This is a genomic window from Pseudoalteromonas sp. SWYJZ12 (genome assembly GCF_015864395.1).
Taxonomy (GTDB): Bacteria; Pseudomonadota; Gammaproteobacteria; order Enterobacterales; family Alteromonadaceae; genus Pseudoalteromonas; species Pseudoalteromonas arctica.
On the sequence record NZ_JADYXH010000001.1, the window covers coordinates 266,883 to 281,944 of the forward strand.

At 40.2% G+C, this 15,062-nt stretch carries 15 protein-coding genes; 12 read left to right on the plus strand and 3 right to left on the minus strand.

Annotated elements, in window-relative coordinates:
* Nucleotides 1–5: 5 nt before the first annotated feature.
* A complete protein-coding gene (locus I6F42_RS01110; protein ID WP_101163490.1) occupies nt 6–1,922 on the minus strand; it encodes an ATP-dependent DNA helicase in 1,917 nt (638 codons plus the stop codon).
* Nucleotides 1,923–2,254: 332 nt separating this feature from the next.
* On the opposite strand from I6F42_RS01110, the gene I6F42_RS01115 reads away from it, so the two are divergent.
* Together I6F42_RS01115 and I6F42_RS01120 are read left to right on the plus strand one after the other, a co-directional pair.
* Entirely contained in the window at nt 2,255–3,538 is a 1,284-nt protein-coding gene (locus I6F42_RS01115) for a sodium:proton antiporter (RefSeq protein ID WP_007580638.1), read from the plus strand.
* A 282-nt stretch (nt 3,539–3,820) separates the two neighbouring features.
* Nucleotides 3,821–5,677 carry a cytochrome c/FTR1 family iron permease gene (locus I6F42_RS01120; protein ID WP_197150662.1) on the plus strand — a complete coding sequence of 619 codons (1,857 nt, stop codon included), beginning with the start codon at nt 3,821–3,823 and terminating at the stop codon, nt 5,675–5,677.
* Nucleotides 5,678–5,752: 75 nt separating this feature from the next.
* Here the strand turns inward: I6F42_RS01120 and I6F42_RS01125 are convergent, their stop codons facing one another.
* Complete coding sequence (locus I6F42_RS01125) at nt 5,753–5,989, minus strand: hypothetical protein (protein ID WP_002960256.1); 237 nt, start codon at nt 5,987–5,989, stop codon at nt 5,753–5,755.
* A gap of 419 nt (nt 5,990–6,408) precedes the next feature.
* Between I6F42_RS01125 and hisG the strand changes: the two genes are divergently transcribed.
* From hisG to I6F42_RS01175, 10 genes are all read left to right on the plus strand, one after another.
* Entirely contained in the window at nt 6,409–7,308 is a 900-nt protein-coding gene (hisG, locus tag I6F42_RS01130) for an ATP phosphoribosyltransferase (protein WP_007580644.1), read from the plus strand.
* Between the two features lie 5 nt (nt 7,309–7,313).
* Nucleotides 7,314–8,615 carry a histidinol dehydrogenase gene (hisD, locus tag I6F42_RS01135; RefSeq protein ID WP_165741015.1) on the plus strand — a complete coding sequence of 434 codons (1,302 nt, stop codon included), beginning with the start codon at nt 7,314–7,316 and terminating at the stop codon, nt 8,613–8,615.
* The gene (gene hisC / locus I6F42_RS01140; protein ID WP_197150143.1) at nt 8,605–9,714 is read left to right on the plus strand and encodes a histidinol-phosphate transaminase; all 1,110 of its coding nucleotides are present in this window, start codon (nt 8,605–8,607) and stop codon (nt 9,712–9,714) included. Before hisD ends, hisC begins: the two co-directional genes overlap by 11 nt.
* On the plus strand, nt 9,711–10,772 hold the full coding sequence (hisB, locus tag I6F42_RS01145; protein ID WP_007580650.1) for a bifunctional histidinol-phosphatase/imidazoleglycerol-phosphate dehydratase HisB: 1,062 nt from the start codon (nt 9,711–9,713) through the stop codon (nt 10,770–10,772). The genes hisC and hisB overlap by 4 nt, the downstream gene beginning before the upstream one ends.
* Entirely contained in the window at nt 10,769–11,359 is a 591-nt protein-coding gene (gene hisH, locus I6F42_RS01150) for an imidazole glycerol phosphate synthase subunit HisH (RefSeq protein ID WP_197150146.1), read from the plus strand. Before hisB ends, hisH begins: the two co-directional genes overlap by 4 nt.
* Before the next feature lie 33 nt (nt 11,360–11,392).
* Nucleotides 11,393–12,127: a 1-(5-phosphoribosyl)-5-[(5-phosphoribosylamino)methylideneamino] imidazole-4-carboxamide isomerase gene (locus I6F42_RS01155; RefSeq protein ID WP_197150148.1), complete on the plus strand. Its 735-nt coding sequence runs from the start codon at nt 11,393–11,395 to the stop codon at nt 12,125–12,127.
* Nucleotides 12,109–12,888, plus strand: coding sequence for an imidazole glycerol phosphate synthase subunit HisF (gene hisF / locus I6F42_RS01160; protein ID WP_007580654.1), 780 nt, complete (start codon nt 12,109–12,111; stop codon nt 12,886–12,888). Before I6F42_RS01155 ends, hisF begins: the two co-directional genes overlap by 19 nt.
* On the plus strand, nt 12,879–13,493 hold the full coding sequence (gene hisIE, locus I6F42_RS01165; RefSeq protein WP_197150162.1) for a bifunctional phosphoribosyl-AMP cyclohydrolase/phosphoribosyl-ATP diphosphatase HisIE: 615 nt from the start codon (nt 12,879–12,881) through the stop codon (nt 13,491–13,493). Before hisF ends, hisIE begins: the two co-directional genes overlap by 10 nt.
* Before the next feature lie 108 nt (nt 13,494–13,601).
* Nucleotides 13,602–14,156 (plus strand): hypothetical protein, encoded by a 555-nt coding sequence (locus I6F42_RS01170; RefSeq protein WP_197150164.1) that lies wholly within the window; start codon nt 13,602–13,604, stop codon nt 14,154–14,156.
* 2 nt (nt 14,157–14,158) lie between these two features.
* Nucleotides 14,159–14,347, plus strand: coding sequence for a DUF1289 domain-containing protein (locus tag I6F42_RS01175; RefSeq protein WP_002960277.1), 189 nt, complete (start codon nt 14,159–14,161; stop codon nt 14,345–14,347).
* 55 nt (nt 14,348–14,402) lie between these two features.
* Here the strand turns inward: I6F42_RS01175 and I6F42_RS01180 are convergent, their stop codons facing one another.
* The gene (locus I6F42_RS01180) at nt 14,403–14,936 is read right to left on the minus strand and encodes a gluconokinase (protein WP_029769909.1); all 534 of its coding nucleotides are present in this window, start codon (nt 14,934–14,936) and stop codon (nt 14,403–14,405) included.
* Nucleotides 14,937–15,062: the final 126 nt, after the last annotated feature.

Sequence of the window (15,062 nt, forward strand, 5' to 3'; positions counted from 1 at the left end):
TTACTCTAATTAATTTGTTTTAAAAATGTATTGGCATCTTCTAAGCTTCGCGTGCGGCGCATCGGCGGTAAGCTTTTTAAAAATACTTGGCCATATTGGCGTGTAACTAAGCGATTATCGCATATTACAAGTACGCCTTTGTCTTTACTATCTCGAATTAAACGCCCTACACCTTGTTTTAGCGCAATAACAGCCTGCGGTAATTGTATGTGTGAAAAAGGGTCTTTTCCCTGCATTTGGCAATCTTGCATTTTAGCTTGAAGCAATGGATCGTCAGGGGCTGCAAATGGCAATTTGTCTATAATAACACAGCTTAATGTGCTGCCGCGTACATCAACACCTTCCCAAAAAGAAGCCGTGCCGAGTAATACCGCATTACCATGGCGAGTAAATTTCTCTAAAATAATACGCTTAGACATTTGCCCTTGCATATAAACTGGGTAGTCTATTTGTGTGGTGAGCCCTTCGGCAACTAAGTGCATCATTCGATAGCTCGTAAATAACACAAAACAACGCCCTTGCGCTGACTTTATAAGCTCAAGTGTTAATTTTACAATCGCATGCGGCATATTATCAGCGTGCGATTCAGGTAAGTAACGCGGTAAACACAGCAACGCCTGATTAGGGTAATCAAATGGGCTATCTACCATCATGCTTTGCTTTGGTTTTAAACCAAGGCTTGCATTAAAGTGCTCTAGTTTGTTGTCGACCGAAAGTGTTGCTGATGTAAATACAAAGCCTGCGCCCGTGTCTTGCATCATTTGAGCAAATTTAGCTGATACATTTAATGGCGTTATATTAATAGTTAAATAACGGCGCGTTGTTTCATACCAGTAACTAAAACCAGTTTGAGCAGTATCAAAAACCCGTTCTAACTGCCCTTTAAACGCAAGTGCACGTTCAAATGGATGCTCAATTTTGTCGCTTCTATCTAGGCAAAGTTTAAGTACTTGATAAACAAAATCTAAATCACTAATGACGCGGTGAAGTGCCGCGCATATTTGTTTATCGCTTAGCTTTTCTCGCCAATCGCCTCTACTGCCATCAACACCAAACTGTAATCGTAAATCAGCAACGCTTGTTTCAAGCTTATTTAAGCTTTTACCTAGCTGCAGCATATCGGGAATTTCGGCTCTATAAATAGCACGTAAATCATTAATTAAATCCACCAGCTTTTTAGTACTAATACTCTCACCAAAATAATCACTGGCAATTTCGCTTAACTGGTGGGCTTCATCAAATATATACGCGTCAGCTTTTGGCATAAGCTCAGCAAAGCCACTTTCTTTTACAGCCATGTCGGCAAAAAATAAATGGTGATTAATCACAACTACGTCGGCATCGGCCGCAGTTAAACGTGCTTTGCGTATATAACAGCTTTGAAAATCTGGACACTCTTTACCTAAGCAATTATCGGCTGTTGAATTTACATAAGGCAGTACTTTCGCGTCATCTTCTATACCAATACAATCGGCCAAATCGCCTGATTGCGTTTCACTGGCAAACTTAGCCACCATCGCTAGTTGATGCATTACGTCGGAGTCATCAGTAGGTACATGCGCAACATGCTGATTAAGTCGGTAGGTACATAAGTAATTGGCACGCCCTTTTAATAAGGCGGTTTTTTTAGAAGCACCAAGCGCTTTCACTAATTGAGGTAAATCGCGGTGGTATAACTGTTCTTGTAAGGCTTTAGAACCAGTCGATATTATCGTTCGGCCTTTTGATTTAAGTGCAGGGGCTAAATATGCAAATGTTTTACCAGTACCCGTGCCTGCTTCAACAACTAATTGCGAACTGTTTTTTAATGCATCTGCAACAGCTACTGCCATATCAATTTGTGGTTGGCGAGGCGTATATCCATCTAACGATGACGCCAAAGGCCCGGTTGCACTAAACAGCTGTTTGATAATACCAATCACTTTAAAATAAATAATAGCGGGATTTTACGTAAGCAAAGCATTTAGGGCAAGTAATTACAAAATCGACTTTTATTTTATGATGCAACACACGTTTCAATAATGTGATTAACCACTAAAGTTTACAACAAACACTGTATTTATAACGTACATTTAATTTAATAATGACAATATTTACAAAGCCTAATTTCCTATTAACTCTTACTAAAAACAATCCGTATTAAAAGCTATATTTAGGCATAAATACTGTGACTCTCAAATATTACAGGAGTAACATACGCGGGTTTATAATCCTCCTTTTTGTGTGTCGTTTAAAAAATAGTTAAGGTTAATCAATGAATGCTTGGTACCTCATTTGTTTTCTCTCTGCAATTGCAATTTTTATAGCCTTTGCAAACCAGTACATCCTCAAAATGCAAACTACTATTGCCATTACTACCGGCTCTGTGGTTATTTCTTTATTACTGATTATTGCAGTAAAATTATTAGGCGATCAGAACGCATTAGCAATGACCCAAATTGTTTCCAGTATTGACTTTAACGAGTTACTACTTAAAGGCATGTTGGGGTTTTTACTTTATGCGGGTGCGCTCGAAATAAACCTACTTGCCCTGCGTAAGCAGCGGTGGGAAATTACTGCCCTGGTATTGTTTTCAACCATTGCTTCCACATTTATAGTGGGTTATTTGAGCTTTTATTTATTTTCAGTTTTTGGTTTTGATGTCCCTTTTATTTATTGTTTACTGTTTGGTGCGCTTATTAGCCCAACCGACCCTATCGCTGTACTTGCTATTATTAAACAAATGCGAGCGCCAGAAGGCATCTCAGTTCAAGTAGAAGGTGAGTCGCTATTTAACGATGGTATTGGTTTAGTTATATTTACCACTATATTTTCTGTTGCTTTTTATGGCACAGATGCACAATTTGGTGACATAGCAGAGCTATTCTTTGTTGATGCAATAGGGGGCATTGCGTTTGGTTTAGTCATTGCATTAGTTGGCCACTTTTTAATTATTAATAGCCGCGATGTAAATATTCGCTTATTAATTACCTTAACTATCCCAACAGCAGGTTTTGCTGCAGCAAATATTTGGGAAATATCTGGCGCACTTGCCATGGTAACCAGTGGCATATTAATGGGTAATATTACCCGCACTAAAGCAACCGAGCGTACGGGTCCCGAAGACACGCGCTACGTAAAAGATTTTTGGCATGCAACCGACAGCTTTCTAAACGCTCTACTGTTTTTAATAATAGGTATGCTAATAGTCACTATGCCAATCACGCTTGGCGAAATTGGTTTAGGGTTATTAATGGTACCTGTTGTACTGCTAGCACGCTTTATAAGTGTAGGTGCACCATTTGTAATTTTTAAACGCTTTAGAACTTACGATAAACACAGTGTTAAAATTTTGACCTGGGGTGGACTACGTGGTGGCCTTGCTCTGGCAATGGCGGCAGCAATCCCACGCGAGCAAGTTTTTGTAGGCGGTTCAGACCTACATAACCTAATCGTTATTGTTACTTACGTAGTGGTTATATTTTCTATTATTGTACAAGGCTTAACTATTTCGCCGCTTATTCAAAGCAGCATTAAGTCAGCTGAGCAAGCCAAGTAATAAATGCTTTGTCTGCAACCATTCAGTAACCAAGTTATTATAAAAATCACTTGGTTACTGTTACTCACGTGTTACAAAAACACTTTAAAGTTCTATAAATTGTTATCCTTTTTATTTATCTGCTTTGTTTAAATTAATCCGCTTGAAATGCAAATGAAAACAATTATAATTTTGACTTTTCCTCTACAGGGCTTTTCGATGTCCATAAATAATTCTCACATGTTTTTAAATTTGGTGTCTCTGAGCAAACGACAATTTCAATGTTTTTTTATGCTTTTTATAATGGTCATGGCAAGCTTTAGTGTTTCAGCCTCGCCTAATGAGCAAACAAAAATAAAACAAATTGCACAGCTTGCAGAGTATGTAGGTGTTGATTACGTGGCAGCTGTTGGGAATGGTGAAATACTTGATCCTGACGAATATCAAGAAATGACTGAATTTTCGCACGTTATTATTGAGCAAGCTGGACAGCTATCAAGCCAAACAAATGAGTTTGATACAGTAAAGGCACAAGCTAAAGCCCTGCATACAGCGATTGCCAATAAAGCGAGTGTTGCCGATGTACGTGCAGTAAGCTCAGCGCTTCGTGAGTCGCTACTGACCTTTATGCCGCAACTATCGTTACCTACATCACTACTTCCTGTCGAGCAAACCAAAGCGCTTTTTGCTGCTAACTGTTCAATGTGTCACGGCCCAAGTGGTCAAGGCGACGGCCCGCTTGCAAAAAACTTATCGCCAGAGCCTACCAATTTTACCGATGAAGAACGCGCAACTAACCGATCATTAATGGGTTTATTTGACGCTGTAAGTAACGGTATTAACGACACGCCAATGGTTGCTTTTACTCAATTTAATGAACAACAACGTTGGTCTTTAGCTTTTTATGTAGGTAGCTTGGCATTTAAAGATGTTCAAAAACCACAAAATCTAGAGCAAAACATTACCGCTTCGCAGATTGTAAACTTAAACCCTGCACAATTATCGGCAGGTCAAAGTGAAGTACAAGCTCATTACGTTAAATGGCTTCGTGGTAATCCAGAGCAACTATTTACCGGTAAAAAGAATCCGATAACGGTTACTCGCACGCAGTTACTTGCAGCACAAGCCGCGCATGCTAAAGGCAATTACTCACAAGCAAGTGATTTAGCAATTAGCGCTTACCTAGATGGCTTTGAGCTTGTTGAAAACAACTTAAATGCCTACGACGAAACACTGCGTAAAAATATCGAAGTACAACTGATGAACCTGCGCCAAACATTTAAAAACGAGAAAGATACAGCCATCGTTGGCGAAAAAGTAAGTGCAGCGCTAGCTCAACTCGCTAAAGCAGATAGCATGCTAAACGAAACCAAACTAACTGATGGTGCACTCCTCTCAGCGAGTTTAGTTATATTACTACGCGAAGGCCTAGAAGCACTCCTCGTTATTATTGCCCTTATGACCGTACTTATTAAAACTAAACGCCAAGACGCGCTTAAATATGTACATGTTGGTTGGGTAACCGCACTTATTGCTGGTGGTTTAACGTGGGCTGCGGCGCAAACATTAATAGAAATAAGTGGTGCAAGTCGCGAAGTTATGGAAGGTGCTGGTGCATTGTTTGCCGCTGTAATTTTACTTTATGTTGGCGTATGGATGCACAGTAAAACAAGTGCTCAACAATGGCAAAAATATATAAAAGACAATATAGATAAGCGTCTTGAGTCGGGGACACTTTGGGGATTAGCGGGGCTTTCTTTTATTGCCGTATACCGTGAAGTATTCGAAACCGTATTGTTTTATCAGTCTTTATTAACGCAAAGCTCGCCTGCTCAATATTCATCTATTGCATCGGGTTTTGCGATAGCTATTGCAATACTGGCTATTATCACGTGGGTATTAATTAAGTACTCAATTAAATTACCGGTTGCTAAGTTTTTTGCAATTACCACTTACCTATTATTTGCACTCTCGTTTGTGCTTATGGGCAAAGCCGTTATTGCATTACAAGAGGCCGACATAATAGGTATTGCGCCGCTACCAATGAGCTTTGATATAGCATGGCTTGGTATTAAGTCGACATGGCAAGGTATTGTGGCTCAGGTATGTGTGTTCGCTATATTTAGCTTTTATATATTAAAAAGTAAAAGTCAGAACTAATTAGTTCAACAGAAAAAGGGAAGTCTATTTATAGGCTTCCCTTTTATAATTCTAGCAATATACAGTAACTGTAACCTATGCCCATGTATCTAAATGGGGGTTTTCGTCATCGTCTACGTTAGACTTTTTTTTACTATTTTGGTCGTCAAGCATATTGAGCTTTTTCTTTTTTTGTAACTCACGCCTTTTTTTATTCTCTAGCTCAACTTTTTCAGCGGCCGATCCACTTTGCACACCCGCAATATGAAAAGCACTTTTTGACTCCACTTCTAGTCTGGTTATTCTTCCTAAATAAGGGATCATAATATCCATAAGTACTTCCTTATTTTTTCATTTTATTCGTTAACCATTTGGTTTGAGTGATAAATAACCAATTGTTGGCGAAAATTGCGCTTATTATCTTAATATTATCGACAGTTATAACATATGCTTTAATTAAGCTAAAAAAAACTTGCCATAATATAGCTGTTTATGTTTTTATGAATGCGAAATTTATTTAAACAGATAACAACTGCACGTTAAAAAAACAACGGGCAGTTACATAGGATAAAAAATGCGCTTAAACCTGACAACAGTACATCATCACCACCATTCACCGGAATAACCTGTCAGGTCTTTCGCTGAGAGGTTATTCCTAAAAGGAACCTCTGGCGATTCAAATAACATTGATTCATTTTCGCCCTGAGGTTCCCCTCGGGGTTTTTAGTTTTTAAATTAAAGGAAAATGAATAATGAACAACAGTAATCGTCTACGTATCGCCATCCAAAAAGGCGGCCGCCTATCTAAAGATTGTCAAGATCTGCTTAAACAGTTAGGTGTTAAACTTAACCTTCGTGAACAACGCTTAATTGCACACTCAACTAATATGCCAATTGACGTACTACGTGTGCGCGATGACGATATTCCGGGTTTAGTAATGGACGGTGTATGTGACTTAGGCATAGTTGGCGAAAACGTACTTGTAGAAGTTCAAGCAGAACGTGAACGACAAGGTGTTCCAAGTGAAGTAACCAAACTTTCAAAACTAGACTTTGGTTACTGTCGTCTTGCACTTGCATGGCCACAAGAGCTTGGCGCTCGCGATAAGAGCTGGTTTGAAGGCAAACGTATTGCTACTACCTACCCAGAAATCTTAACTCAGTGGTTAAAGCGCGAAGGTATTAACGCAAGTACAGTAATGCTTACGGGTTCTGTTGAAGTAGCACCGCGTGCGGGTTTATCTGATGCAATTTGTGATTTAGTATCTACTGGCGCAACACTTGAAGCTAACGGCTTGATTCAAGGCGAAACAATTTTAGAATCAAACGCGTGTTTAATTCAAAATAAAGATCTTCAAGATGCTGACAAACTAGCACTAATCAATAAGCTTATGCCGCGCCTACGTGGTGTTAGACAAGCTAAAGAAAGCAAATACATCATGCTACACGCACCAAAAAACAAACTTGATGAAATTTGTGAAATCTTACCAGGTTCTGGTCAACCTACTCTACTTGCCCTTGCTGGTAACGATGAATACGTAGCACTTCACATGGTAAGCAGCGAAACATTATTTTGGGAAACAATGGAGCAGTTAAAAGCCTTAGGCGCTAACTCTATTTTAGTTATGCCAATTGAAAAAATGATGGAGTAAGTGCCATGCTTCGTTGGAATGAGGAATCTTCACAAGTACAAGCAGCGGCGCTAATGCGCCCTGCAGTTTCTGCCAGTGCCAAGGTTGAAGCTATATGTAAAACTATTTTAGCTAACGTAAAAGAGCAAGGCGATGAAGCCTTACTTAGTATGGCTAAAGAGTTTGATAATAGATCTAACCCTCGCTTATGTGTTCCGCTTGATGAAATTAACGCATCAGAGCAAGCACTAAGTGCAGAGCTTAAATACGCAATTGATACCGCTTATGCAAACGTTAAACGTTTTCACGAAGCACAATTGCCAAAAGATATTAAATTATCGACCCAACCAGGCGTTGTATGTGAACTGAAATATCAAGCCATCGAAGCAGTCGGTATTTATGTACCCGGTGGCAGTGCTCCACTGCCATCGTCGGTTATTATGCAGGGTGTATTAGCGCAGTTAAGCGGCGCAAAAACCGTTGTACTTGCTACACCGGTACAAGGTGATAAAGCGATTAACCCTGCTATTTTATATGCAGCTAAGTTATGTGGCATTACTACTTTAATAGAAAGTGGTGGCGCAGGCGCAATTGCAGCAATGGCTTATGGCACCGAATCGGTTCCTAAAGTGAACAAAATATTTGGCCCAGGTAATAGCTTTGTAACAATGGCTAAACAGCTCGTTGCGCAAACTATTCCAGGTATGGCAATTGATATGCCAGCAGGTCCGTCTGAAGTACTTGTTATTGCAGATGAACGTGCAAACCCAGAATTTATAGCCGCCGATTTACTCTCACAAGCAGAGCACGGTGCAGACTCGCAAGTTATTTTATTATGTAACAGCGAAAGTATAATAAAACAAACTCAGCAGGCACTTACTCGCCAGTTAGCTAATTTGAGCCGCAAAGAAACAGCCGAGCAAGCGCTCGCCAATTCTTCACTTATTTTAGTTGATTCAATTGAGCAAGCATTTGATGTATCGGCGCAGTACGGACCAGAGCACTTAATTTTACAACTAGGCGATGCAACACCATACCTAGATAAAGTTAAAAACGCAGGCTCAGTATTTGTAGGTGACTACACGCCAGAATCTGCAGGCGATTACGCATCGGGTACTAACCACGTGTTACCAACGTATGGTTACAGTGCAACATATTCTAGCTTAAACTTGCTTGATTTTTTTCGTACATACACAGTGCAAACAATTACTAAAAGTGGTTTAACGCAGCTTTCAAAAGCTATTTTACCACTTGCAGATGCAGAAGGCCTTGATGCCCACGCTAATGCGGTTTCAATTCGTTTAGAGGCAATTAAAAATGAGCAATGAGAGCGCACAAGCGTCTAGCTTATTACCTAAGAATATTGCAGCCCTTGCTGCATACAGCTCTGCAAAAAGTGAAAAGCTAACCGGTACTACGTGGCTAAATGCTAACGAAAGCCCGTATGCTAAAAACCTTGAACTGAGTATTGAAGATTTAAATCGCTACCCTGATCCTCAACCGCAACTGGTTATTGACCGTTACGCCGCTTATACAGAGCTTGAAAGCGAAAATGTATTAATGACGCGCGGCGCAGATGAAGGCATTGAGCTTTTAGTGCGCACATACTGTGAGCCAGCTAAAGATAGTATTGCGCTATTTTTACCAACCTACGGTATGTACAAAGTAACCGCCGATACACACAACGTTGGCATTAATGCGCTTACCCAAGAGTTATTACTAAATGGCAGTGTTGACGAAATAATCGCAGCTGTTGGCAGCTCAAAACTGGTATTTATTTGTAACCCAAATAACCCAACGGGCAGCTTAACGCCACTTGATAAAGTAAAAGCGATTGCTACAGCACTTGCGGGTTCTGCATTAGTTATTGTTGATGAAGCCTATATAGAGTTTTGCCCAGAGCAAAGCGCGACTAAGCTTATTAACGAGTTTAGTAATGTAGTGGTTTTGCGTACGCTTTCTAAAGCCTTTGCGCTGGCAGGCCTTAGAACAGGCTTTACGCTTGCACAAGCAGCAACTCTTGCGCCAATTCGTAAAGTCATTGCGCCGTATCCGGTATCGGGCGTAGTAGCAAGTATTGCAGCGCAAGCAATTGCACCCGATGCAATTACATCAATGCGCCGCCAAGTCACTATTTTAAATAGCTTAAAAGCTAAGTTGGTAGATTGGCTAAACGCCTCCCCTGCTGCATTAAAAATTCTCACTGGTGAAGGTAACTTTGTTACTTTAAAATTAGCCGATAAAAACTACTTTAAAATTGCACTTGAGCAAGGTTTGGTTATGCGCGCTTTTACGCTATACGGTGAAGACGACTGGCTACGAATTTCAATTGGCAGTGAACAAGAACTCGAACAAGTAAAAATTTGGTTAGATGGCTTACAAACGCCAGCTTCCACAGCATCTTTAGCAGGAAACGAAGTATCATGAGTAACCCCTATTTATTTATCGACCGCGACGGCACTATCATTGAAGAGCCAATTACCGACAAACAGGTAGATAGCCTTGAAAAGCTAGCATTTTTACCTGGTGTTATTCCTGCGTTGTTACAATTACAAGCTGCAGGTTACCGTTTAGTTATGGTATCTAACCAAGATGGTTTGGGCACAGATAGCTTCCCTACTGCTGATTTTGACATAGCACAAGACAAAATGATGGACATAATGCAAAGCCAAGGCATTAGCTTTGACGAAGTATTAATTTGCCCTCACTTTAACGAGCAAAACTGCGATTGCCGTAAACCTAAAACAGGCTTACTTACCGAGCTTATGCGCTCAGGCAAAGTAGACTTAGCGCGCTCTTTTGTTATTGGCGACCGCGAAACTGATATTGGCCTTGCTCAAAACTTATGTTGTGAAGGTATTTTATACGACGGCGATTGGAGTGCGATAGTAACTAAATTGACCACTGCAAACCGCGAAGGTCGTGTTACACGCAACACAAAAGAAACCCAAATTGATGTAGCCATAAACTTAGATCAAACTAAAAATGGCAGCATAGACACCGGACTTGGCTTTTTTGATCACATGCTTGATCAAATTCGTACGCACGCAAACATTGGTTTAAACATTAAAGCCAAAGGCGATTTACACATAGACGAGCACCACCTGGTTGAAGACATTGGTATTGCTCTTGGTGTTGCACTTAAACAAGCCCTCGGGACTAAATCGCAAATTGCGCGCTATGGTTTTGCTCTTCCTATGGATGAATGTAAAGCCGAAGCACAAATTGATTTATCGGGTCGTGCATCATTTGTATTAAACGCTAACTTTAGCCGCGAAAAAGCCGGTGATTTAGACGTACAAATGGTTGAGCACTTTTTCAAAAGCTTAAGTGATAATGCCGCTATTAGCCTTATTTTATCGGTAAGCGACGGTAACTGTCATCACCAAGTAGAAGGTTTATTTAAAGCATTTTCACGTGCTCTTCGTATGGCAGTAGCACAAGACACGACCCAACAAACAGCCAGCTCTAAGGGATGTTTATGATTGCCATAATTAATACCGGTTGTGCCAATATAAATTCAGTACGCTTTGCGTTTGAACGCTTAGGGCAAAAGCCAACAGTAATTACTTCACCAGAGCAACTAGCGGGTTTTGAGCGCGCTATATTGCCAGGTGTTGGTCACGCGTCGGTTGCTATGAAACGCCTAGTAGATAACGGCTGGCAACAAGCTATAAATGAATACCAGCGCCCGCTTATGGGAATTTGTTTAGGTATGCAGTTACTGTGCGAAAGCACCGAAGAAGGTAACGTACAGTGCCTAGGTAAAATACCAGGACAAGTAAAAGCACTTGATGTAGGCAACTTAACGTCGCCGCATATGGGTTGGAATAACTTAAGCGTTAACAAAGAGCATGCATTAACTAAAGGGCTGACGCTCGATGAGCAAGTGTATTTTGTTCACAGCTTTGCGCACACCATAAACGACGCCACACTCGTGAGCGGCGAATATGGTCAAACCTTTTCAGCCATTGTTGCTAAAGACAATTACGCAGGCATGCAATTTCACCCAGAGCGCAGCGCAAAAGTTGGCGCACGTTTATTACAAAATTTTGTTGATTGGCAGTTATAAGCTGCCCATTAACTAACAAAAAAGAGATTATTTGTGATTATTCCAGCATTAGACGTATTACAAAATCAAATTGTGCGCTTGTACCAAGGTAAATACGACACAGCACAGTTTTACCCTTTCGAACTTGGTGCGCGTTTAAAAGAATACGCCGACAGTGGCGCAGGTAAACTACACCTTGTTGATTTAGAAGGTGCACGCGATCCAAGTAAAAAGCAGTGGAAACATATCCAAGCTGCAACCAAAGCACTTAACGTACCTTACCAAGTGGGTGGCGGTATCCGCTCAGAGCAAGATGTAAGTGATTGGCTAAAAGCCGGTGCAAACCAAGTTGTTATTGGTTCAATGGCAGTAGAAAAACGCGAACAAGTAAAAGCGTGGATTGAGCAATTTGACGCAGAACACTTTGTAATTGCCCTTGATGTAAATAAAACAGCCACGGGCTGGGCACCTGCTACGCACGGTTGGTTAAGTGAATCTGAATTTGGTTTACTTGAGCTGGTAGATTTTTATGTAGGCTTGGGTGTTATCGACTTTTTATGCACGGACATCAGTAAAGATGGCACCATGACGGGTCCATCGTTTGAGCTTTACGAAGATCTAACTCGCCACAACAGCACAATTAAAGTGCAAGCCTCAGGGGGCGTAAGCTCACTTGACGACATTAAAAAGCTTAAAGAGCTTGGTGTGGGCGGCGTTATTTTAGGTAAATCATTGCTTGATGGCGCATTTAGCGTTGAGGAGGCATTGGCATGTTATCAAAACGCATAATCCCATGCTTAGACGTTAAAGACGGCCAAGTAGTTAAAGGCGTTAAGTTTAAAGGCCATGAAATTGTTGGCGACATTTTGACAATGGCTAAAGCCTACAGCGAAGCCGGTGCCGATGAACTGGTTTTTTACGAGATCAGTGCAAGCGTTGAAAAACGCCTACTTGATGTAAACTGGGTAGAGAGCATTGCACGCAATATCGATATTCCATTTTGTGTAGCTGGCGGTATTAAATCGGTCGCTGATGCAGCGCGTGTTTTAGAGCGCGGTGCTGACAAAATAAGTATTAACAGCCCTGCTATTGCACGCCCTGAACTTATTAAAGAATTACACGATGAGTTTGGCAAGCAATGTGTTGTTGTTGGCATAGACAGCTTTTTTGATGAAACGACTGGTGAATATTTAGTTTACCAATTAACTGGCGATCCTAATGCATCAAGCCGTACGCGTTATAAAACACAAGAATGGGTTAAACGCGTACAAGACTTAGGCGCAGGCGAAATTGTATTAAACTGTATGAACCAAGATGGCGTTCGTAACGGTTACGACAACGAGCAGTTAAGTAAAATTCGCGAGCTATGTAACATTCCTTTAATCGCCTCTGGCGGTGCGGGATCAATGCAAGATTTTGTTGATGTATTTAAACAAAGCAAAGTAGATGGTGCATTAGCCGCCAGCGTTTTTCATAAAAATGTGATTAACATTGGCGAACTAAAACAATTTTTAACAGATAACCAAGTGGCAGCAAGATTATGCAAGTAACACAACAAAACCAAGCTCAAGTCGATTTCGCTAAAAGTGAAATGATCCCTGCTATTATTCAAGATGCCCGCTCTGGTGTTATTTTAATGCAAGGCTTTATGAACAGCGAAGCACTAAACGTTACGCTTGAGAGTAATAAAGTGACGTTTTACTCGCGTTCAAAATCGCGTTTATGGACTAAAGGTGAGTCATCAGAAAACTACTTAAACGTAGTATCTGTGCATACCGATTGTGACTACGATTCAATTTTAGTACTTGCCAACCCAGAAGGTCCAACGTGCCACTTAGGCACACAAAGCTGTTTTGGTGATGAAGCAAAACCAAGTTTAAGCTTTTTAGCACAGTTAGAAGATGTGATTGTTGCGCGTAAAAATGACAACCCTGAAAAAAGCTACACTGCCTCATTATTTGCAAAAGACTTAAGCCGTAGTTGTCAAAAAGTAGGTGAAGAAGGCGTAGAAGTTGCCCTTGCCGCTATGAAACACGATAACGATGAGCTAACAAACGAGTCTGCTGATTTAATTTATCACCTTACAGTATTACTACAACGCCAAGGCTTAGCCCTTGAAGATGTAGTTAAATGCTTGCAAGGTCGCCATAAATAGCATTAGTTGTGACTAACAAAGAGGCTCATATTTATATGGGCCTTTTTATTTTTACAGTAAATCACGTGTGATATAGTGCGTGGCTAAATTAATCGGTTACTGTGAACTATGAAAAACTATATTACTCCTTCTATTGTCGCATTTATTTTAGTTATCGCGTTTATTTTAGCGGGCTGTACCAGCAAAACTAATCAGACTACAACTACAGCAACCACTACTACAACGAATCAGTCTGTAAAAACCATAGTAACACCCAATGAATGCAGCATCATAAATAACCTTATAACCAGTTATGAATCTGGTTTTAATTCAATCAAAACAGATAAAGTAGATAACCAGTTCACTATTCAGTGGCGTACTAATACTCATATTATTGGAGCAAGCTGTACGGTTACTTTAAATAAGTCAGAGCAAGCAAGCTACCAATGCCAAACGCCTATTAAAACACAAACGCAAACAGTCAAATCTCATCAAAAACTGGCTAAGCAATTACGCCAATGCTTAACCAAAACAGGTTGGTTTGAAAGCCAAAAAGAAACAGCAAGTTCAATTTACAGCACCTTTGTACTTGATACCAAAACCCCTGTCATTACACTCTCTACCAATCAAGAAGGTAATGGGTTTTCTACTCGCTTTGAAATTGCTCCACCGTTAGGACTTTAATAATGCGCCAATTAAATCAAAACAAAAAACCATCTAAATTTAAAACTGATTGCCTAGGAATATGCGAAAGGCGCAGCGGTTACTGCACCGGGTGTGGGCGTACCAACGAAGAAATTTTTGATTGGATAATATTATCTGAAGATGAAAAAAAAGCGATTTTAGAAACACCACGAGCAGATGCTAACTCATAACAAATAAAGCCCCTAAATGTTAAAAGTAACAGTTAACTGATTAACTAAAAACTTTTTACTTGTTGTGGCTATTCATTTTAGTTGCGCTAATACAACTTTCGACTACTTGCTCAAATGAGTTATTAATATCTATATTTATAACATTGGGCTCATCTTCTTTTGGTACTTCTAGCGTTTCAAATTGGCTTTTGAGTAAATCAACAGGCATAAAATGCCCTTTTCTGTCCTGCATACGGCTTTTAACCAGTTCAAAATCACCATAAAGATGTAAAAAGGTAATACCTATATTTCCGTCACATATTTGTTCTCGGTATTTCTTTTTTAATGCAGAGCAGACTATTACCGCAATTTCATTTTTCTTTTCAATGCTAAATGCAGCATCACGTATTCTTTCTAGCCAAGGCACACGATCAGCATCGTTTAAAGGCTGCCCAGATGACATTTTTAATATATTAGCCTTGGGATGTAAGTCGTCTCCGTCGATAAATTTAGCGCCAATGCGCTTTGCTAATGCATCACCCACACTTGACTTTCCTGTGCTTGAAACCCCCATTACAATATAAACACGACCTACATTTGTGTTACTCATGTATTTACCCTCGCCTTAATTTAATAATTAATTATTTTCAATGTATATATTATATTGAGTTACGGGTAACATGTTACCCGTAACAAATACGGAAGTGAAGTTAAACACACACTAAACATCATAATT

What these genes read in the sequence shown, in the direction of transcription:
- I6F42_RS01175 (WP_002960277.1), top strand. Translation starts at nt 14,159, where the DNA reads ATGCGCCAATTAAATCAAAACAAAAAACCATCTAAATTTAAAACTGAT.
- I6F42_RS01125 (WP_002960256.1), bottom strand. Translation starts at nt 5,989, where the DNA reads ATGGATATTATGATCCCTTATTTAGGAAGAATAACCAGACTAGAAGTG.
- I6F42_RS01180 (WP_029769909.1), bottom strand. Translation starts at nt 14,936, where the DNA reads ATGAGTAACACAAATGTAGGTCGTGTTTATATTGTAATGGGGGTTTCA.
- hisH (WP_197150146.1), top strand. Translation starts at nt 10,769, where the DNA reads ATGATTGCCATAATTAATACCGGTTGTGCCAATATAAATTCAGTACGC.
- I6F42_RS01120 (WP_197150662.1), top strand. Translation starts at nt 3,821, where the DNA reads ATGGTCATGGCAAGCTTTAGTGTTTCAGCCTCGCCTAATGAGCAAACA.
- hisB (WP_007580650.1), top strand. Translation starts at nt 9,711, where the DNA reads ATGAGTAACCCCTATTTATTTATCGACCGCGACGGCACTATCATTGAA.
- hisF (WP_007580654.1), top strand. Translation starts at nt 12,109, where the DNA reads ATGTTATCAAAACGCATAATCCCATGCTTAGACGTTAAAGACGGCCAA.
- hisC (WP_197150143.1), top strand. Translation starts at nt 8,605, where the DNA reads ATGAGCAATGAGAGCGCACAAGCGTCTAGCTTATTACCTAAGAATATT.
- hisG (WP_007580644.1), top strand. Translation starts at nt 6,409, where the DNA reads ATGAACAACAGTAATCGTCTACGTATCGCCATCCAAAAAGGCGGCCGC.
- I6F42_RS01115 (WP_007580638.1), top strand. Translation starts at nt 2,255, where the DNA reads ATGAATGCTTGGTACCTCATTTGTTTTCTCTCTGCAATTGCAATTTTT.
- hisD (WP_165741015.1), top strand. Translation starts at nt 7,314, where the DNA reads ATGCTTCGTTGGAATGAGGAATCTTCACAAGTACAAGCAGCGGCGCTA.
- I6F42_RS01170 (WP_197150164.1), top strand. Translation starts at nt 13,602, where the DNA reads ATGAAAAACTATATTACTCCTTCTATTGTCGCATTTATTTTAGTTATC.
- hisIE (WP_197150162.1), top strand. Translation starts at nt 12,879, where the DNA reads ATGCAAGTAACACAACAAAACCAAGCTCAAGTCGATTTCGCTAAAAGT.